The 16,813-nt window shown below is 63.9% G+C and carries 14 protein-coding genes; 9 read left to right on the top strand and 5 right to left on the bottom strand.

What is annotated here, in order from left to right; translation table 11 throughout:
- The first annotated feature begins 7 nt into the window (after positions 1-7).
- The 6 genes from IB241_RS11920 to IB241_RS11895 all read left to right on the top strand — a co-directional run bounded on the left by IB241_RS11920 (position 8) and on the right by IB241_RS11895 (position 7,301).
- Positions 8-1,066: an HlyD family secretion protein gene (locus IB241_RS11920; RefSeq protein WP_192298575.1), complete on the top strand. Its 1,059-nt coding sequence runs from the start codon at positions 8-10 to the stop codon at positions 1,064-1,066.
- Entirely contained in the window at positions 1,063-2,508 is a 1,446-nt protein-coding gene (locus IB241_RS11915) for an efflux transporter outer membrane subunit (RefSeq protein ID WP_192298574.1), read from the top strand. Before IB241_RS11920 ends, IB241_RS11915 begins: the two co-directional genes overlap by 4 nt.
- Before the next feature lie 74 nt (positions 2,509-2,582).
- Positions 2,583-3,092 (top strand): sigma-70 family RNA polymerase sigma factor, encoded by a 510-nt coding sequence (locus tag IB241_RS11910; RefSeq protein WP_192298573.1) that lies wholly within the window; start codon positions 2,583-2,585, stop codon positions 3,090-3,092.
- Positions 3,089-4,039 (top strand): FecR domain-containing protein, encoded by a 951-nt coding sequence (locus IB241_RS11905; RefSeq protein WP_192298572.1) that lies wholly within the window; start codon positions 3,089-3,091, stop codon positions 4,037-4,039. Before IB241_RS11910 ends, IB241_RS11905 begins: the two co-directional genes overlap by 4 nt.
- 92 nt (positions 4,040-4,131) lie before the next feature.
- Complete coding sequence (locus tag IB241_RS11900; protein ID WP_192298571.1) at positions 4,132-6,582, top strand: TonB-dependent siderophore receptor; 2,451 nt, start codon at positions 4,132-4,134, stop codon at positions 6,580-6,582.
- 149 nt (positions 6,583-6,731) lie between these two features.
- Positions 6,732-7,301, top strand: coding sequence for a hypothetical protein (locus IB241_RS11895; RefSeq protein WP_192298570.1), 570 nt, complete (start codon positions 6,732-6,734; stop codon positions 7,299-7,301).
- Positions 7,302-7,389: 88 nt separating this feature from the next.
- Here the strand turns inward: IB241_RS11895 and IB241_RS11890 are convergent, their stop codons facing one another.
- The 5 genes from IB241_RS11890 to IB241_RS11870 form a co-directional block, all read right to left on the bottom strand.
- On the bottom strand, positions 7,390-8,076 hold the full coding sequence (locus tag IB241_RS11890) for a protein phosphatase 2C domain-containing protein (RefSeq protein WP_318652596.1): 687 nt from the start codon (positions 8,074-8,076) through the stop codon (positions 7,390-7,392).
- Positions 8,077-8,078: 2 nt separating this feature from the next.
- Complete coding sequence (locus IB241_RS11885; RefSeq protein WP_192298607.1) at positions 8,079-8,765, bottom strand: hypothetical protein; 687 nt, start codon at positions 8,763-8,765, stop codon at positions 8,079-8,081.
- 14 nt (positions 8,766-8,779) lie between these two features.
- Positions 8,780-9,505 (bottom strand): hypothetical protein, encoded by a 726-nt coding sequence (locus IB241_RS11880; RefSeq protein ID WP_192298568.1) that lies wholly within the window; start codon positions 9,503-9,505, stop codon positions 8,780-8,782.
- 79 nt (positions 9,506-9,584) lie between these two features.
- Positions 9,585-10,289: a DUF3142 domain-containing protein gene (locus tag IB241_RS11875; RefSeq protein WP_192298567.1), complete on the bottom strand. Its 705-nt coding sequence runs from the start codon at positions 10,287-10,289 to the stop codon at positions 9,585-9,587.
- Positions 10,286-12,451, bottom strand: coding sequence for an outer membrane assembly lipoprotein YfiO (locus IB241_RS11870; RefSeq protein ID WP_192298566.1), 2,166 nt, complete (start codon positions 12,449-12,451; stop codon positions 10,286-10,288). The genes IB241_RS11875 and IB241_RS11870 overlap by 4 nt, the downstream gene beginning before the upstream one ends.
- Before the next feature lie 224 nt (positions 12,452-12,675).
- Here IB241_RS11870 and IB241_RS11865 point away from each other — a divergent pair, with 224 nt between their 5' ends.
- Genes IB241_RS11865 through IB241_RS11855 form a run of 3 tightly spaced genes read left to right on the top strand, consistent with a single transcriptional unit; the run spans position 12,676 to position 16,798 of the window.
- On the top strand, positions 12,676-13,386 hold the full coding sequence (locus tag IB241_RS11865) for an efflux RND transporter periplasmic adaptor subunit (protein WP_370694899.1): 711 nt from the start codon (positions 12,676-12,678) through the stop codon (positions 13,384-13,386).
- The gene (locus tag IB241_RS11860; RefSeq protein WP_192298564.1) at positions 13,383-14,702 is read left to right on the top strand and encodes an efflux RND transporter periplasmic adaptor subunit; all 1,320 of its coding nucleotides are present in this window, start codon (positions 13,383-13,385) and stop codon (positions 14,700-14,702) included. Before IB241_RS11865 ends, IB241_RS11860 begins: the two co-directional genes overlap by 4 nt.
- A complete protein-coding gene (locus IB241_RS11855; protein ID WP_192298563.1) occupies positions 14,702-16,798 on the top strand; it encodes a biotin/lipoyl-binding protein in 2,097 nt (698 codons plus the stop codon). The genes IB241_RS11860 and IB241_RS11855 overlap by 1 nt, the downstream gene beginning before the upstream one ends.
- The last annotated feature ends 15 nt before the right edge of the window (positions 16,799-16,813 follow it).

The raw sequence follows: 16,813 nt of genomic DNA, 5'->3' as shown, positions 1-16,813 counted from the left end.
ACTGTTCATGAAACGCAAAGACAAAATTGCCGTCGCCGTTATCGCCGTGTTTGCCGTTGGCGTGCTGGTCTACCTGGTTGCGCCGGGTGTGCTCGGCAGCAAGCGCCAGAGCACCAACGACGCCTTCGTCGCCGCCGACTTCACCCTGGTCGCGCCCCGTGTGGCCGGCTTCATCAAGGAAGTGCTGGTGGAAGACAACCAGCGGGTCAAGGCCGGGCAACTGCTGGCGCTGATCGACGACCGCGATTTTCGCGCCGCCGCCCAGGCTGCCGACGCCGACACCCTGGTCGCCCAGGCCCAACTGAAAAACGCCAGCGCGACCCTGGAGCGCCAAAGCTCGGTGATTGCCCAGGCCCAGGCCACCGTCGCGGCAGACCGCGCCGAAATGGCCTTCGCCGAACACGAACTGAACCGCTACAACCACCTCGCCGGGGTTGGCGCCGGCACCGTGCAGAACGCCCAGCAGGCCAAGACCCGTATCGACCAGGCCACCGCGCGCCTGGCCAATGCCACGGCGGTGCTGGCGGCCGAACGCAAGCAGGTGGAAATCCTCAGCGCCCAGCGCGACGCCGCCGAAGGCGGGCTCAAGCGCGCCCAGGCCGCGTTGGAAATGGCCAGTTATCAACTGTCGTACACGCGCATCGTCGCGCCGGTGGATGGCGTGGTCGGCGAGCGTGCGGTGCGGGTGGGCGCCTATGTGACGCCAGGCAGCAAGATCCTCGCCGTGGTGCCGTTGGCCGAAGCCTACGTGGTGGCCAACTTCCAGGAGACCCAACTCTCCCACATGCACGCCGGCCAAGCCGTGCAGGTGCGCGTCGACAGCCTCGACGGCGAAGCTCTCAACGGCCATCTGGAAAGCCTCGCGCCCGCCACGGGGGTGACGTTCGCGGCGGTCAAGCCGGACAACGCCACCGGCAACTTCACCAAGGTGGTACAGCGCATCCCGGTGAAGATCGTACTGGAGCCGGGCCAGGCCCTGACCGCACGCCTGCGTGTGGGCATGTCGGTGGAAGCCATCGTCGATACGCAGCCGGTCGCGAAGCAGCATGAGGTGGCCCAGCAATGAAGCGTGTTGCCTGGCTCACCCTGAGCCTTATCAGCCTGAGTGCCTGCAGCGTCGGCCCGGACTTCCAACGGCCCCAGGCCCCTCAAGTCACGCAGTGGAGCGAGCCCCAAGGCCGTCAAGCCGCCAGCCGTGCCGTCAGCGATCCGTTGCAGGAGCGTTGGTGGGATGTGTTCCACGACGCGCAACTTTCGGCCCTGACCCGCCGCGCGCTCAGCGACAACCTCGACCTGAAACTCGCCAGCAGCCGCCTGCAACAAAGCCGCGCCGTGCGCCAGGTCACCACCGCCGAGCGTTACCCCAACGTCGATGCCAGCGGCGCCTACCAGCGCAAACGCAACAGTGGCAAAGGCTTGAACGACCCGTCCGGCGAGAACGGCCGCGCCGCGTTCAGCCAGTGGGATGCGGGGTTCTCGGCGTCCTGGGAGCTGGATCTCTGGGGCCGCGTCAAACGCGAAACCGAAGCCGCCGACGCCACCCTGCAAGTCGCCGAAAACGACCGTCGCGCCGTGCTGCTCGCGGTGCTCGCTGAAACCGCCCAGGACTATATCCAGCTGCGCGGCGTGCAAAATACCCGCGCCGTCACTGAGCAAAACCTCGACGTGGCACGCCACAGTCTCAAGCTCTCGCAACTGCGCCTGGCCGACGGCGTGGCCACCGACCTGGACGTGGCCGAAGCCGCCGCCCAGGTCGCGACCATCGAAGCGCGCCTGCCGGATCTGCAACAGCGCCAGGACCAGTTGATCAACGCCCTGAGCCTACTGATGGGCGAGGCGCCGCAAGCGCTGCATGCGCAATTGTCAGCGGATGCCGCCGTGCCGCAGACCCAGCGCCAGGTCGCCATTGGCCTGGCCTCGGAACTTGCCGAACGTCGCCCCGACATCCGCCAGGCCGAAGCCCGATTGCACGCCGCCACCGCCAACATCGGCGTGGCCAAGGGCGATTTCTACCCGCGCATCACCCTGTCCGGCAACCTCGGTTCCCAGGCCATGCAACTGTCGGATTTCGGCTCGTGGGGTTCCCGCGCCTTTGCCTTCGGCCCGCAGTTCAGCCTGCCGCTGTTCAATGGTGGGCGCCTCGAAGGCATGTTGAACCTGCGCGAAGCCCAGCAACAGGAAGCGGCGCTGGCGTACCAGCAAACCGTGCTGCGCGCCTGGCATGAGATCGACGACCAATTGACCCGCTACAACGCCAGCCAACTGCGCCGCGACAGCCTCGCCGAAGCGGTGCGCCAGAACCAGATTGCCCTGGCCACGGCGCAACACCAGTACGTCGAAGGCGTGGTGGATTTCGTCAACGTGCTCACCGTGCAAGGCGCATTGCTGGCCACGCAGGAGCAGTGGGTGGAGAGTTCGACCAGCGTCGCCCTGGCCATGGTCGGGCTGTACAAAGCGTTGGGCGGCGGTTGGGAATCGGTGTATCCGCTGCACACCGCCGGGGGCTGAGGACAAAGAGTTTTTGTCAGTCGCGAAATAAACTGTAATGATAATTGCTCTCAATAGTGTATCTGAGCTTTTTCATGGACACCGCGACTGACGGCCAGCAACAGCTTCACCTCCTGTACCGCGACCATCACGGCTGGTTGCAAGGCTGGTTGCGTAAACGCCTGGGCGACCGCGAGCACGCCGCCGACGTGGCCCAGGACACGTTCCTGCGCCTGCTGGTGTCCGGGCGCTTTCCCGGCGACAAGGAAAGCCGCAGCTACCTGGCACAGATCGCCCGCAACCTGGTGATCGACCAGTGGCGGCGCCTGCGCATCGAGCGCGCTTACCTGGACAGCATCGCGCAACTGCCGGAGCCCGAGTCGCCGAGCCTGGAGACCCGCGCGCTGATCCTCGAAACCCTGATGCAGATCGACGCGATGCTCGACCGCATGCCCGACAACGTGCGCCGTGCCTTCCTGCTGTCGCAGTTCGAAGGCCTGAGCTACGCACAGATCGCCGAGCGCCTGGGCGTCAGCCTCAGCTCGGTGCAGAAGTACATGACCCGCGCCATCGTCGCCTGCTACCAAGTGGCCTACGCCGAATGAGACACGACGCGCCCATCGCCCCGGCCATTGTCGAGCAAGCCAGCGAATGGCTGATGCTGCAATGGGGTGGCGACCTGCACGGCGAACAACGCCAGGCCTTCGCCCAGTGGCAGGCCGCCGACCCGGAACACCGCCGCGCCTGGCAACGTTTGCAGCACTTGCAGCAAACCCTCGGTGGCGTGCCCGTCGACAGCGCCCGCGCCGTGTTGCGTGACACCCCGGACACCGAACGCCGCGCCGCCCTCAAGCTGCTCGGCCTGTTGCTGGTGGCCGGCGGCAGCGGCTACCTGGTGCAGCGCAGCGAACCCTGGCAGGCCGCGTTCGCCGAACACCGCACCGCCACCGGCGAGATCCGCCACGTCACCCTCAGCGACGGCACACGCCTGGACCTCAACAGCGACAGCGCGGTGGACCTGCGTTTCAGCGCCAGCGAACGCCGCATTCGCTTGATCCGTGGCGAGGTGCTACTGACCAGCGGCCACGACCCGCTGCGCCCGTTGATCGTCGAAACCCCGGCCGGTGATGTGCAAGCCCTGGGCACCCGTTTTGGCGTGCGCGAACTGTCCGATGGCAGCCGCGTCGACCTCTACGAAGGCCGCCTGCGCGTGACCCCGCTGCACGGCGCGGCGGTGCAGATGAAGGCTGGCGACAGCCTGTGGTTCAACCCTCGGCAGAGCACGGCGTTGGCGGCGGTGGACGCCAATGCCAGCAGTTGGACCGAGCACCGCCTGATCGCCGAACGCCAGCCCCTGGGCGCGTTTGTCGCGCAGTTGAGCCGCTATCGTCCTGGGCTGTTGCGCTGTGATCAGGCGGTGTCCGGCCTGTTGCTGACCGGGGTGTTTCCACTGGACGACACCGACGCGATCCTCGCCGCGCTGGAGCGCTCGTTGCCGGTACAGGTGCAGGCAGTGACGCGCTACTGGGTGACGATCAAGGCACGGGTCTGAAAAAAGTTTGCCAAGCACTTGTCGGTTTTTGCATCCCGCTCGGGATACCTCTTGAAAGCCAATCAAGAAGCGATCTCACGGGGAGTCCTGCAATGCCGCATCACCAGATCCAACCCCTGGCCCGCGCCCTGCGCCGTGGCGTGTTTGTCGGCCTGCTGGCCGCCGTGCCCCTGCTGCCGAGCCTGGTTCAAGCCGCTGAAAGCGCCGAAACACAGCGCGCCTACAACATTCCGGCGGGCAGCCTCGACCAGGCATTGAACCGCTTCGCCAGCGCCTCGGGGATTTTGCTCTCGGTGGACGCCTCACTCACCGAAGGCAAGCGCAGCGCCGGCCTGCAAGGGCGTTACGCGGTGGGCGCCGGTTTGGAGCAGTTACTGGCGGGCAGCGGCTTGGTGGCGATGCAGTCCCAGGGCGGTTGGTCGTTGCAGGCGATTTCCGGCGGCGGCCCGTTGCAACTGGGCGCCACCCAGATCAGCGGCGAGCAAGCCCGGGAAAGCGCCTGGGGCCCGGTGGACGGCATCGTCGCCACGCGCAGCGCCTCGGGCAGCAAGACCGACTCGGCGCTGGTGGAAATCCCCCAGACCATCAACGTGATCAGCGCCGCCGAGATCAAGGCGCGCGGTGCCCAGAGCGTGACCCAGGCGTTGCTCTACACGCCGGGCATGGCGGCGGGCGGCTTTGCGGACCGGGTCAAATTGTTCGATGAGCCGACCTCGCGCGGCTTCTCGCCGACCCCGCTGTACCTCGACGGCCTGCACCTGCCCTACGGCGGCGGCAGCACCGGCGGCGCGTTGCAGATCGAACCGTACTCCCTGGAACGCATCGAAGTGCTCAAGGGCCCGGCCTCGGTGTTGTACGGTCAGAACCAACCGGGCGGCATCGTCAACATGGTCAGCAAGCGCCCCAGCGAAACCCCGGTGCACCAAGTGGTGCTGGAGGCCGGCACCTACGAGCACAAAAGCGCGGCCATCGACCTCGGCGGCCCGCTGGATGAACAAGGGCAGTTTCTCTATCGCCTGACCGGCCTGTTCAGCGACGGCCAGGACGAAATCAACTACGTCGAAAACAAACGCCAGTTCATCGCCCCCAGCCTCACCTGGCGGCCCAACGACGACACCAGCGTGACCCTGTTCGCCCAGTACCAGAAAGACAAAGGCGTGCCCGAAGCCCAAGGCCTGCCGGCGTCCGGCACCCTGTGGGCCAACCCCAACGGCAAGATCAAGCGCGACCTGTTTCTCGGCGAGCCGGGCGTCAACCAGTACAACCGCGAGCAGTATGTGCTGGGCTACGAGATTGCCCATCGCCTCAACGACACCTGGACCCTCAAGCAAAACGCCCGCTACGCCGAGGTCGACGACCGCTACACCGCGCCATTGCACGGCTACGCCTTCGTCGCCAACCCCGCCACCGGGGTGCAGGACCAACGCTACCTGCAACGTTACGCAGTGGACTGGGCGCAGAACAACAAAGTGTTTGGCGTCGACAGCATCGCCCAGGCCGAATTCGACACCGGCGCGCTGTCCCATACGATGATTTTTGGCCTCGATTACTACCACTCCGGCTCGCTGTTCCACGGCCTCTACGACCGTACCGCCGCGGCGATCGACCTGTTCAAGCCGGTCTACGGCCAGCACATCGACTACCGCCAGCCGTACCGCTGGGACCGCACCCTGAGCCAGACCGGCCTGTACGTGCAGGACCAGATCAAATGGGACAAATGGGCGCTGGTGCTCGGCGGCCGTTACGACTGGGCCAGCGTGGTCAACAAAGAGCCGATGCAAAAAACACGCTTCGCCAGCAAGGACGAAGCCTTCACCGGCCGCGCGGGCCTGGTGTACCTGTTCGATAACGGCCTGGCGCCGTTTATCAGCTACTCCGAATCCTTCCTGCCGCTGACCGGCACCAACGTCGACCGCAAGCCGTTCGATCCGTCTATCGGCAAGCAATACGAAGTCGGCGTGAAATACCAACCACCTGGCCAGAAGAGTTTTGTGCAGGCCTCGGTCTACCAACTCGACCAGGAAAACGTCATCACCACCAACCCCAATGACACGTTCAGCACCCAGAGCGGCGCCATGCGCTCACGCGGTGTGGAACTGGAAGCCAAGGCCGTGCTCAACGATGCCTGGGACATCATCGCCTCGGCTGCACGCAACGACATCAAATACACCAAGGACGAAGAAGGCCGCCAGGGCCGCCATCCGGCCGGCATCTCGCCGCTCACCGCCTCGATGTGGGTCAACTACAACGTGCTCGGCGACACCCCGCTGGCCGGCCTCGGCGCAGGCCTGGGCGTGCGTTACGCCCGCCAAAGCCTGGGCGACTACTACGAAGGTGCCTTCAGCGTGCCGTCCTACAGCGTCTACGACGCCAGCCTGAGCTACGACCTGAGCCGCTCGCCGCTGAAACTCAAGGGCGTGAAACTGGCGCTGAACGTGCAGAACCTCACCAACAAGACCTACCTGTCGCAGTGCACCAGTGACCTGGATTGTTATTACGGGGAAGGGCGTACGGCGGTGTCGAGCGTGACCTACGACTGGTAGGCAGGCTCTGCGGATGCGGGCTGGTGCGTAGGACGAGTCTGGCGCCACAGGAAGTGGCGTGTAGGAGCGCTCTTGATTTTGCTCACGCTGACGGATTGGGCGGGGTTACGCATTAGCCTCTGGCGCCGACTTATCAAGGAAAAGAGTCCATGCCATTCGATAACCCCTATGCCCCTCCGCAAGCCAATCTAAGCCCGCCTGCCGCGCTGCAACCTACGTTTTTCGTGGTAGCGCCGCGCAAACTATTACTGATGGTGTTGTTGTCCCAGGGTTTCTATAGCTTTTACTGGTCCTACAAACATTGGAGCCTTTATCGCGCCGCAACGGGGGCTCGAGTGCTGCCGTTGGTGCGGGCTTTTTTCTCGGTTTTTTTCATTTACGCGTTGGCGATGAACATCAAGCGTGTGCTTGATTTGAAAGAGCGACCTTATCGATGGTGGCCGCGGTGTTTTGCCTTAGGTTGGATCACCTGCACGTTCTTGCCTTTAACCTTCCTTTGGTATGTTTCGCCCTTCAACGGATTGAAGATCAGCCTCTGCTTGCTCATCGTGCAGGCTGCATTGTCCGTGCAAATTCAGCAGGCGGTGAACCATCTGGAAAATGATCCCCAGGGCCAGGCCAACAGCCGTTTGACGTGGGCCAATGGCATCTGGATTCTCATCGGCATGATTTTCTGGGCGTTTGCAGTAATCGAAGCGCTGTATTTCCCTTTTCTGTAGAACCCAGTGTCCACGGTTCAAATGAACCGTGGACGCCGGTTTGTTGCATGGAGTACGGCGGTGTCGAGCGTGACCTACGACGGGTAGGTTATTTCTCGCAGGACAGCTCCCTCGTTCGTAATAGCATGAAGGTGGCGTCATCTTCCGTTGAGCAAGTGTCCAGGGTTTGTCCTGCAATGGCCTCTCGCTGCTCTTCAGCGGAAAGACCGGCCCAAAACCCGTCCGTTGCCATAACCCAGGTTGTGTCTGGAACGCTGTTGATGAATTGCAGGGCGGGCTCATGAGGTCGTCGGTAGCTCATGCAGTTGAGCAGCCGCTTGCGGGCCGGGCTACTGGCGATGAATGAGTGGCTCAGGTCGCCCTTCCAGTTGGGCCCGCAGTGGGGCGGACTTAGCCACACCACACGCTGATCGCTACCGACGTATCCCAGGCAGCAGTCACCGGCGTGAATCGCGACGGCGCTTTGGTCATGCATCAGCAGGGCGAGGTAGCTGGTGGAGGCCAAGGGGAGGTCGGGGCAAAGGTTTGAATGCGCGTGTTTGAGTGCGGCAAGTGTCAGTTCCAGGGCGTTATCCAGGCAGGACACAGCAGACGGCGCCGCACTGGAAAAGCAATCAAGCAAATGACTGGTCAGGGCTTGCGCCAATTCGCCACTGCCCGGTTTTGAGGTTCCGTCGGCGATCACATAGAGACACGCGCCTGCGTTGTGCGCCGAGCCGCTGACATCGCGGTTTTCTGTTCTGTCGGTTCCTTGTCGGCTGAGACTCAAGTGCACGATCAAGCAGGCGCACCGAAGCCAATCAGTGCTCTCAAGCGCTCGTGGATCAGTGCTTCACGATCAGAGTCCTGGGCGGTGCTTTGGATGACGTCCTGAAACACCGACAGCTTCAACAATGCAGCCAATTGTTCACTGGCAAAGCGCCGCAGTTCGATGGGCGCCTGCTTCATTTCCTCGATGAGTTCTTCGCGACCGTCCAGCAACGCGATGATGTCTTCGATGTCGTTGGACATCAGCACGTCGCCATGGCCTCGGCCTTGATAGGCCTGAAGCTTTGCGGCGAGAAACCACGGTGCGGCGAATACTTTGATAGAGGTTCCGTGGGGCAGCGTGTAGTCGACCGCGTTTTGCAGACCACCGACGAACCAGGTGTTGGAAAAGCCGAGTACCTTTTCATCAGTGGGCATGAAGTCGACTTTCAGAGCGCCCAGTCGCAGACGACAGATGACAGAATCCTGACCGGTATTTTTGAAACCTCGGGGTTTCAGGTGCTCTTCCAGGCGATACCAGTCAGCAGTCCCCGCCAGATGAATAACCAGATCCACATCATCCGTACCGCGAACCGACTCCAGGGTGTATTCGTCAGTGATCAGCAAAACCGTGGTGCATCCGCCGACAAAGGCTACTTGCGCGCGCAACGCTTCACCCAGCGCATCGGCAACCTCCTCAAGCATGTGCAACATCATGGTTCTGTTGGACGTCACAAGATCCACTCCCTCAGCATCGCGTCGGCGACTTTGGCTTCGCGTGGCCCGCCGATACGGATGGCGTCGACGAGGGCCAGGAAGTGATAGAGAAGCTCATCCTTTTTCACCGCGCCAGGCACAGTTTTGTATAAAGGTGTGATTTCCTGACCTTTGCTTTTTCCGTAGGCGTCGGGCCAGACGGGAATTAAATCCCCGCCGCTCATGACCTTGCCTGCCATTATCGGTGCGGCAAAGGCTGTTGGAATGCCCCGCACAATCGGGCCGGGCTTGGCTGGGAATACGTATCGAATTGCATACTTTACGAAGTCCAGCAAAGCCTCGCGTCTTACGTTGGGTTTCCCGCTCAGCAAGTCGGTGTAGATGAGGCCAATTTCCCGGCAGCGATTGATCGAATTGGATACCTCGCTTTTGCTCAATGCGAGGGCGGCCGAAAGGGCTCGGACGGAATAGCTTTCGATGTTGGGCGTGAGCTCTTTGTCCTCGATGTCCTCCCATCCTTCCCATTCTTGAGCAGAAGAGAGCTGAATCTTCTCGAAGTTGTCTTCAGGGGAATGATCGAGAAAGCTCTCCATCGAGATTGAGGACCCACTTAGCGCCAGGAGCATGGTGTCGTCAAAGTCACGCATGACGCGGAACTCGCGCTTTTTTACCCGCTCGCCTCTTGCAAGCAGGTCCAGGCTGATCAATTTGAACAGTATTACAATGTCTTGACTTTTCATTTTCTATAGAACCAAGGTGTCCACTGTCCATGGACTGTGGACACTTTCTTGCACAGAGTTGACATCGATGTCAACGATGTCAACGATTCTGCAAAAACACCACATACCCCCGAAACCACTCGCTCCCTTTCAAATACCCCGGTTCCTCCCACGCTCCACCCTGAATCAAGCCGACCTTGAACGGCAGCCCCATGCGATTCATCCGTGGCAGATACGCCGCGTAATCCGGGATGCTGTGTCGCCCCTGGTATGTCTGCACCACCACCTCATCCACCACGCCCTTGAGCTGGGCGATGGCAGCCGGGTCGGCGTTGCTGCTCCAGTCCAGCAGGCCGGTGATGCTCAGTTTCAGCTCGGCCGGCAGGCGTTGGCGCAGGTCGCGCAGGAAGCTGGCGTACTCGTGCAGGTATTGGGTGCGGGCGTCGAAGTCGATCTGGATGCCGACCACCGGGTTGCCTGCGTCGCGCCAGCGTTGCACTTGGCCGAGCAGTTGGCTGTAGACCGCCTCCGGCCAGCGCAGGGTGTGGGCGCGGTACACCACCCAGATGTCGCCACGGGTCAGGCGCGGCACACCGATGCCTTGGGCGATCAGTTGCGCGCCGCGTTCGGGGGCGCGGCGGTTGGCGTTGATCTGGCCCTGGAGGATGTACAGGCTGTTGGCCTGTTTAAGCACCGGCTGCGGTGCGACGCCGCTCCACAGCCAGAAGGCGTCGTAGTCGCGGGCGTCGACGGCGCCGAACGCCGGGCTTGCCAGCAGCAGCCAGGCGAGCCACAGCGGCTTCACCAGTAGTACTGCGCCGATTTGCCCCACTGGGTGTCGGCAAAGCCGCTTTTGAGCTGGCGGAACCAGGCTTTGCGCACCGCCGGCTCAACATCCTTGCCGCCGCAGCTGTTGTAGCCGGCCGGTGCGTAGCAGTTGATGGCGCGGAACAAGGCGTAGGCCTTGTCATTCTTTGGCGCCTTGGCGTCGCCGATCACCTGCCGGTAGCCGTCGAGGCGCGAGAAGGTTTCACCCTTGAAGTCCGATGCGGTGCTGCCCAGGCTACCGGCGGCGCGGGCTTGTTCGAGCGGCATGCCGTCGAGGCTGTTGCGCAGGATGAATTCACCGATGCAGTTCAGACCCTGTGGGTTCTTGGCGTCGGCCTGCAAGGTCTCGGCGGTTTGCGCGATGCTCGGGCAGACGTAGCCGGATTCGGCCTTGTCGCCGTTCCACTGGAACAGCCGCAGGGTCTGGTTGCCGCCGTAGACATAACCCAGGCTGGTGCCGAGTTTGTCTTCGGACGCAGGCACAGGCAGTTGCTTGAGGTCGTCGGCGAAGCTTTCGAACTGGCCGCGCAGCAGGTTTTTGTAGAGCAGCACGAATTGCGCGGTTTCGCGTTCCAGCGGGTCGCGGGCCTGGGCGATCTGCTGGCGCAGCAGTTCAGGCCCGGCGACGTTGCGCAGCAGGATGTAGCGCACCTGGTTGGCGCTGATCGGCGAGTCGGCGGCAAACACCTTGGCCAACTGGCCGCTGCGCTCGTAATTCATGGCCAGGGCCAACTCCAACTGGTCGCGTTGCAGTGGCAGTTTCGCCAGCGGCAGCAGTTGCAGCCACAGCGCTTCGGCGCCTTTCCAGTCCTGTTTGGCTTCCATGGCCAGGGCGCGCAGGGTCTGTTGGCTGAAGGCGAAGTAGTTGAGGCTTGCTGGCACACTTTGCGGCAATTGCTTCAAGGCGGCGTCCGGTTGCTGCTCGACGAACAGCGCGCACACGGCCAGCAAGTAGTCGTAGAGCGCCGGGTCGCTGGCAAAGGCCGACTTTTGTTTTTCCAGGTCGGCGCGGGTCAGCGCCGGTTGCTCGCCGCCACGCATCACCATCAGGTCGCTGACCAGTTGGATCATCGGCGTGTTGACGGTTTCGCCGCTGGACATCAGCAGCTTGAGGTCGGCCTCTTCCACCAGTTCATCCACCGATACGTTGCGCTGCGCGTCGCTGGCTTCAGTCAGCGCCCAGGTAAACGCGGCGGCCAGCTTCTCGCTGTCAAAGCCCAGCCAGTACACGCGACGCAGCAGGCCGCGTGCAGAAACGCTGTATTCGCCCTGTGGATAAGTCTTCAGGTAGCCGTCGAAGCCTTGCTCGGCAGTGGCCAGCGCAGTTTTATCCACACGTTCGAGGTCGGGCACGCCGTATTCGTCATAGGTGTTGGCCTGGGCCTGGTTGAGCGCGTTGCGCGCAACCATGTAGCGCGCGGTTTCTTTCAGCCAGGGCGAAGTGGCGCTGCCAGCCGCGCTGAAGCCGCGCTCGGCCTCGGCGAAGCGGCCGCTGTAGAAGTCGGCGGCGGCTTGCAGGTAGGTGCGAAACAGTTGGCCGTCGGTGGACTGGATCTGCTGCGGGTCCGCGACCACCGGGCCGTCCCAGTCGCAGGTGGTGAGCAGTTGCAGGCGCGCCTTGGCCAGCAGTTCGCGCTCGGCCTGGGGCATGTCGGCCTTGGCGACCTGGCGGATAAACGCGGTGGCGCTGCTGTCGTCGTTGCTGCGGCAGCGGCTGCCTTCGCCACTGACGAAGCCTTCACCGGCGGTTTTGTAGTCTTCGCGCTTGATGCCCAGGGGTTCGAGCAGGGTGTCGAGTTCGGCGGTAGGGGAATCGTCGGAGTCAGGTTCGGTCTCGCCGTTGGAGGCCAGGGCCAGGCGGTACTGTGGAAACGGCACCGCGCCGAAACCTTGGGCCAGGTCATCTTCGTCCAAGGCATTCGGCGTCAGCGGCGCGCCTTTTTTGTCGGCAAGCATCAGGCGCAGGTTGGCCCGGCTGTCATTGCCCGGGCTCAGGAACGGCAGGTTGTTGCAGCGGTCGAGGCTGCTGCGGGCGACGCGCCAGTCAGGGAAGCAAAAGTTGTCGGAACTGGCCGCTGCGGGCAGGGAAACACTGGCCAGCAGAGCCAGTGCCAGGGGTGACAGAAAACCGATGCGCATGACGTGTCCTTGATCCTGAGTCCTTGGAGGGCGGCAATCATAGCTTGATCCGACAATCGCTTCGGTGAAGCCCTACACAAATCGTAGATTTGTCCGATTGAGGGTAGTGGCAATTTAATTTCTCTGACATAGACTGCGCTGTATGTCAGGGAGTTGACCGTATGAAGCAATTGAATGCACTGATGTTGGGTTTTACCTGCCTGTTGGGCGTGGCGCCGTTGGCCATGGCTGAAGATCCCTTGCTGGATCAGCCGCCGGCGACTGCCGCCAGTGCCACCAGCGAAGCGCGCGGTGTGCTGCGGGCCCGCGACCAGGCGATGCTGGCCAGTGAGTTGTCGGGGCGCATCGTCGAACTGCCGTTCAGCGAAGGCGAGTCGTTCAAGAAGGGTGACACCCTGGCGCGCTTCGATTGTTCGGCCTACCAGGCCCAACTGAACGCCGCCCAGGCCGCCAGCCGTGGTGCCGGTGAAGAACTGGCGCACAACAAACAACTGGCCTCGCTCAATTCCGTCGGGCGTTTCGAAGTGGCGCGGGCCGAGGCCAAGCTCACCGAGACCCAGGCCCAGTCCCAGGTCTATCAGGTGCAGATCAAGCGTTGCAGCGTGCTGGCGCCGTATGACGGCCAGGTGGTGCAGCGCAAGGTCCAGCGTTATGAAAGCGTGTCGGCGGGTGCGCCGCTGCTGGAAATCGTCGACAACCGCAGCCTGGAAATCCACCTGCTGGTGCCGTCGCGCTGGATGGGCAAACTCAAGCCCGGGCAGACCTTCAATTTCACCCCCGACGAAACCGGCCAGGCGTTCAGTGCCACGGTCAAACGCCTCGGCGCGCGCATCGATGAGGGCAGCCAGACGCTGCTGCTGGTCGCTACCCTGCCCAATGCCGCCGGTTTGATGGCGGGTATGAGCGGTACCGCCCACTTCGCGCAACTGCAATGAACGCACCGATGGCGGGGAACACCGAGCGGGTGTTCGCGCAGTTTCTCGACCTCGAACGCCAGACCCGCGCCGCCCGCACCACCGAGCAGTTGGCCTACAGCCTGGTCAACGATGGGCAAGCGCTGTTCGGCTATCGCCACGCCGCGCTGTTGATCGCGGGCAAGGTGCAGGCGGTCACAGCGGTGAGCAGCGTCGACCCGAACGCGCCGTTCGTGGCGTTTGTCGAGCAGGCGGTGGCGCAGTTGCACAAGCTGGATCTCGACCAGACCGCGCGCGTGGTGCCCGCCGAGCCATTGAGCGACGCGGTACGCGCCGACTGGCAGAGCCTGTCGGCCGAACATGTGTTCTGGTTGCCGCTGATCAACCCCCAAGGCCAGGTGTTTGGTGGCCTGTGGCTGGCGCGGGATACGCCGTGGAACCCGGCCGAGCAAGTCTTGCTGGCGCAGTTGGGCGACACCTACAGCCATGCCTGGCATGCGTTGCAACCGCGCCAGCCGTGGCGCCTGCGCCTGACCCGCAAACGTCAGGTGGCGGTGGTGCTCGGGTTGTTGCTGATGCTGCTGATCCCGGTGCGCCAATCGGTGCTGGCGCCTGCCGAAGTGGTGCCACTGGCCGGGCAAGTCGTCGCGGCGCCCTTGGACGGGGTGATTGCCGAGTTCCTGGTCAAACCCAACCAAAGCGTGAAAACCGGCGACCTGCTGCTGCGCTTCGAAAGCACCACCCTGACCGCCCAGGCGGACGTGGCGGCGCGGGCCCTGGGCGTGGCGGAAGCGGAGTTGAAGGCCAATTCCCAACGTGCCTTTGCCGATGCCGAATCCAGCTCGCGCATCGACCTGCTGGCCGCGCGCGTCGAGCAAAAACGCGCCGAACGCGATTACGCCCGCGAGCTGCTCAAGCGCAGCGAGGTGCGTGCCGAGCGCGACGGCATCGCGGTGTTCGCCGACGCCGAGCGCTGGACCGGCAAACCCGTGCAAACCGGCGAGCGCCTGTTGCAGATCGCCGACCCTGGCCAGGCCGAGTTGCGCATCGAACTGGCGGTGGGCGATGCGATTGCCCTGGCGCCCAACGCGCAGGTCGCGCTGTTCCTCGACAGTGACCCGCTGCAACGCCACCTCGCCACCCTGCAACGTGCCGCGTACGAGGCGCAGCCTACGCCGGGCGGGCAATTGGCCTATCGCCTGGACGCGCAGTTCGATGACGCGCCGCCGCGCATCGGCCTGCGTGGCACCGCGAAGCTGTATGGCGACCGCGCGCCGCTGGCGCTGTACTTGCTGCGTCGACCGCTGGCGGGCCTGCGTCAAAGCGTGGGCCTGTGATGAGCCTGCCCAAGCTGCGTGACGACCTGCAACTGTCCAGCGCCGGCGCAGCATTGGACGGTTCGCCGCGCTGGACCCTCGCCGACCCGGTGCGTGGGCGCTATTTCAAGTTGGGCGCCACGGCTATCCGCCTGCTGCGGCATTGGTCCCTGGGCGATGCGGAAAAAGTCCTGCAAGCGGCCAACCGCGAGCCGGGCTTGCCCTTGGGGGACAGCGAGGTCAGCGAGCTGCTGAGCTTTCTGCGCGCCCACGACCTGATCGCTGCCCTCGACCCGGAACAACGCGCCAGCTACCTGTATAAAGCCGCCGCCCAAAAGCAGGGCCTGTGGCAGGTGCTGCTGCATCAATACCTGTTTTTCCGCATCCCGCTGTGGCGCCCGGACGCGTTTCTCAACCGCGCCTGGCCGTGGCTGGCACGCTTTGGCCCGGGCCTGTTGCGTTACGGTTTGCCGATGATCCTCGGCCTCGGGGTCTTTTTGGTGGCGCGCGATTGGCAGCGCTTCCTGGCGACCTTCCCGCACCTGTTCAGCCTCGGCGGCGCCCTGGCGTTTGGCGTGGCGCTGTTCTTCGCCAAGCTGTGCCATGAATTCGGCCATGCGTTCATGGCCAAGCGCGCCGGCTGTCGGGTGCAGAGCATGGGCGTGGCCTTCATGGTGCTGTTGCCGATGTTCTACACCGATGTCAGCGACGCCTGGCGCGTCAATGATCGCCGCGCGCGCCTGATGATCGGCGCCGGCGGGGTGATGGCCGAGCTGCTGCTGGCGTGCATCGCCTTGCTGGCCTGGTCGCTGCTGCCGGACGGACCGGCGCGCACGGCGGCGTTCATGCTGGCCAGCGCCACCTGGCTGACCACCCTGGCGATCAACCTCAACCCGTTCATGCGCTTCGATGGTTACTTTCTGATCAGCGATTTATGGGGCGTCGACAACCTGCAAGGCCGCGCTTTCGCACTGTGCCGCTGGCGTCTGCGGGAGCTGCTGTTCGGCTATGGCGAACCGGCGCCGGAACCGTGGTCGCCGACGATGCGGCGCCGCCTGTTGTGGTGGGGCTACCTGGCGTGGCTGTGGCGCGCGGCGCTGTTCCTCGGGATCGCGTTGGCGGTGTATCACCTGTTTTTCAAGCTGCTCGGGATCTTCCTGATGCTGGTGGAATTGGCGTGGTTTATCTGCCTGCCGATCTACAAGGAGTGGCGTGAGTGGTGGAGCCGCCGCAGCCAGGCCCATACACCTCGGGTGTTGCTCAGCAGCCTCGGACTGGGGTTGATCGTGCTGGCGCTGGTGGTGCCGTGGCGCAGCGCGGTGGAGCTGCCGAGCATGCTTGAGGCCGGTCGCGTCAGCGCATCTCATGCGCCGGTAGCGGCGCGGGTCAAGGCGCTGCGGGTGGTGGACGGGCAGGCGGTGACCCAGGGCCAGGTGCTGATCGAACTGGAGTCGCCGGACCTCGACGCGCGCCAGAGCATCGTGCGCCGCGAAGTCGAGATCCTGCAGTTGCAGATGCGCCGCCAGGCCGGGCGTAGTGAAACGGCGGCCGACGCCGGGATCAACGATCAGCGCCTGTCCCAGGCCCTGGCCGAATACCGTGGCCTCGCTGCCCAGCGCGAACGCCTGCTGTTGCGTGCGCCCCATGGGGGCACGGTACGCGATGTGCTGCCGCAATTGAGCGTGGGTCGCTGGCTGTCGCCCAAGGATGCGCTGGTGCGGGTGGTGGAAGAGGGCGCGCGCCTGCGCGGCTACCTGGCCGAAGCGGAGCTTTGGCGAGTCGGGCCTGGGGCGACCGGGCGGTTTATCGCCGATGACCCGATGCACGCCGCGATCCCGGTGCAACTGACCGACATCGACGCCAACGGCGTGGCTTATCTGGATCAGGAGGCGCTGACCTCCGACCATCACGGGCCGATTGCCGTGCGCCGCGACGAAAACCAGCGCCCGGCGCCGGTGCAGGCGCAATATGGTGCGCGCCTCAAAAGCCTGGAGGCGATCGAGACACCCCGGCAACCGTTGCGCGGCGTGGTGCTGTTGCAAGGGCGCAGTGAGTCGGTGCTGGGCACGGCCTGGCGGCGGGCGGCGGCGTTGGGGGTTAGGGAAAGCGGGTTCTGACAAGGAGTGGCAGGC

Source organism: Pseudomonas sp. PDM05 (assembly GCF_014851685.1).
Lineage (GTDB): Bacteria > Pseudomonadota > Gammaproteobacteria > Pseudomonadales > Pseudomonadaceae > Aquipseudomonas.
The sequence above is the reverse complement of the archived record's forward strand: the minus strand, read 5'-3'. Positions and strand labels throughout refer to the sequence as shown.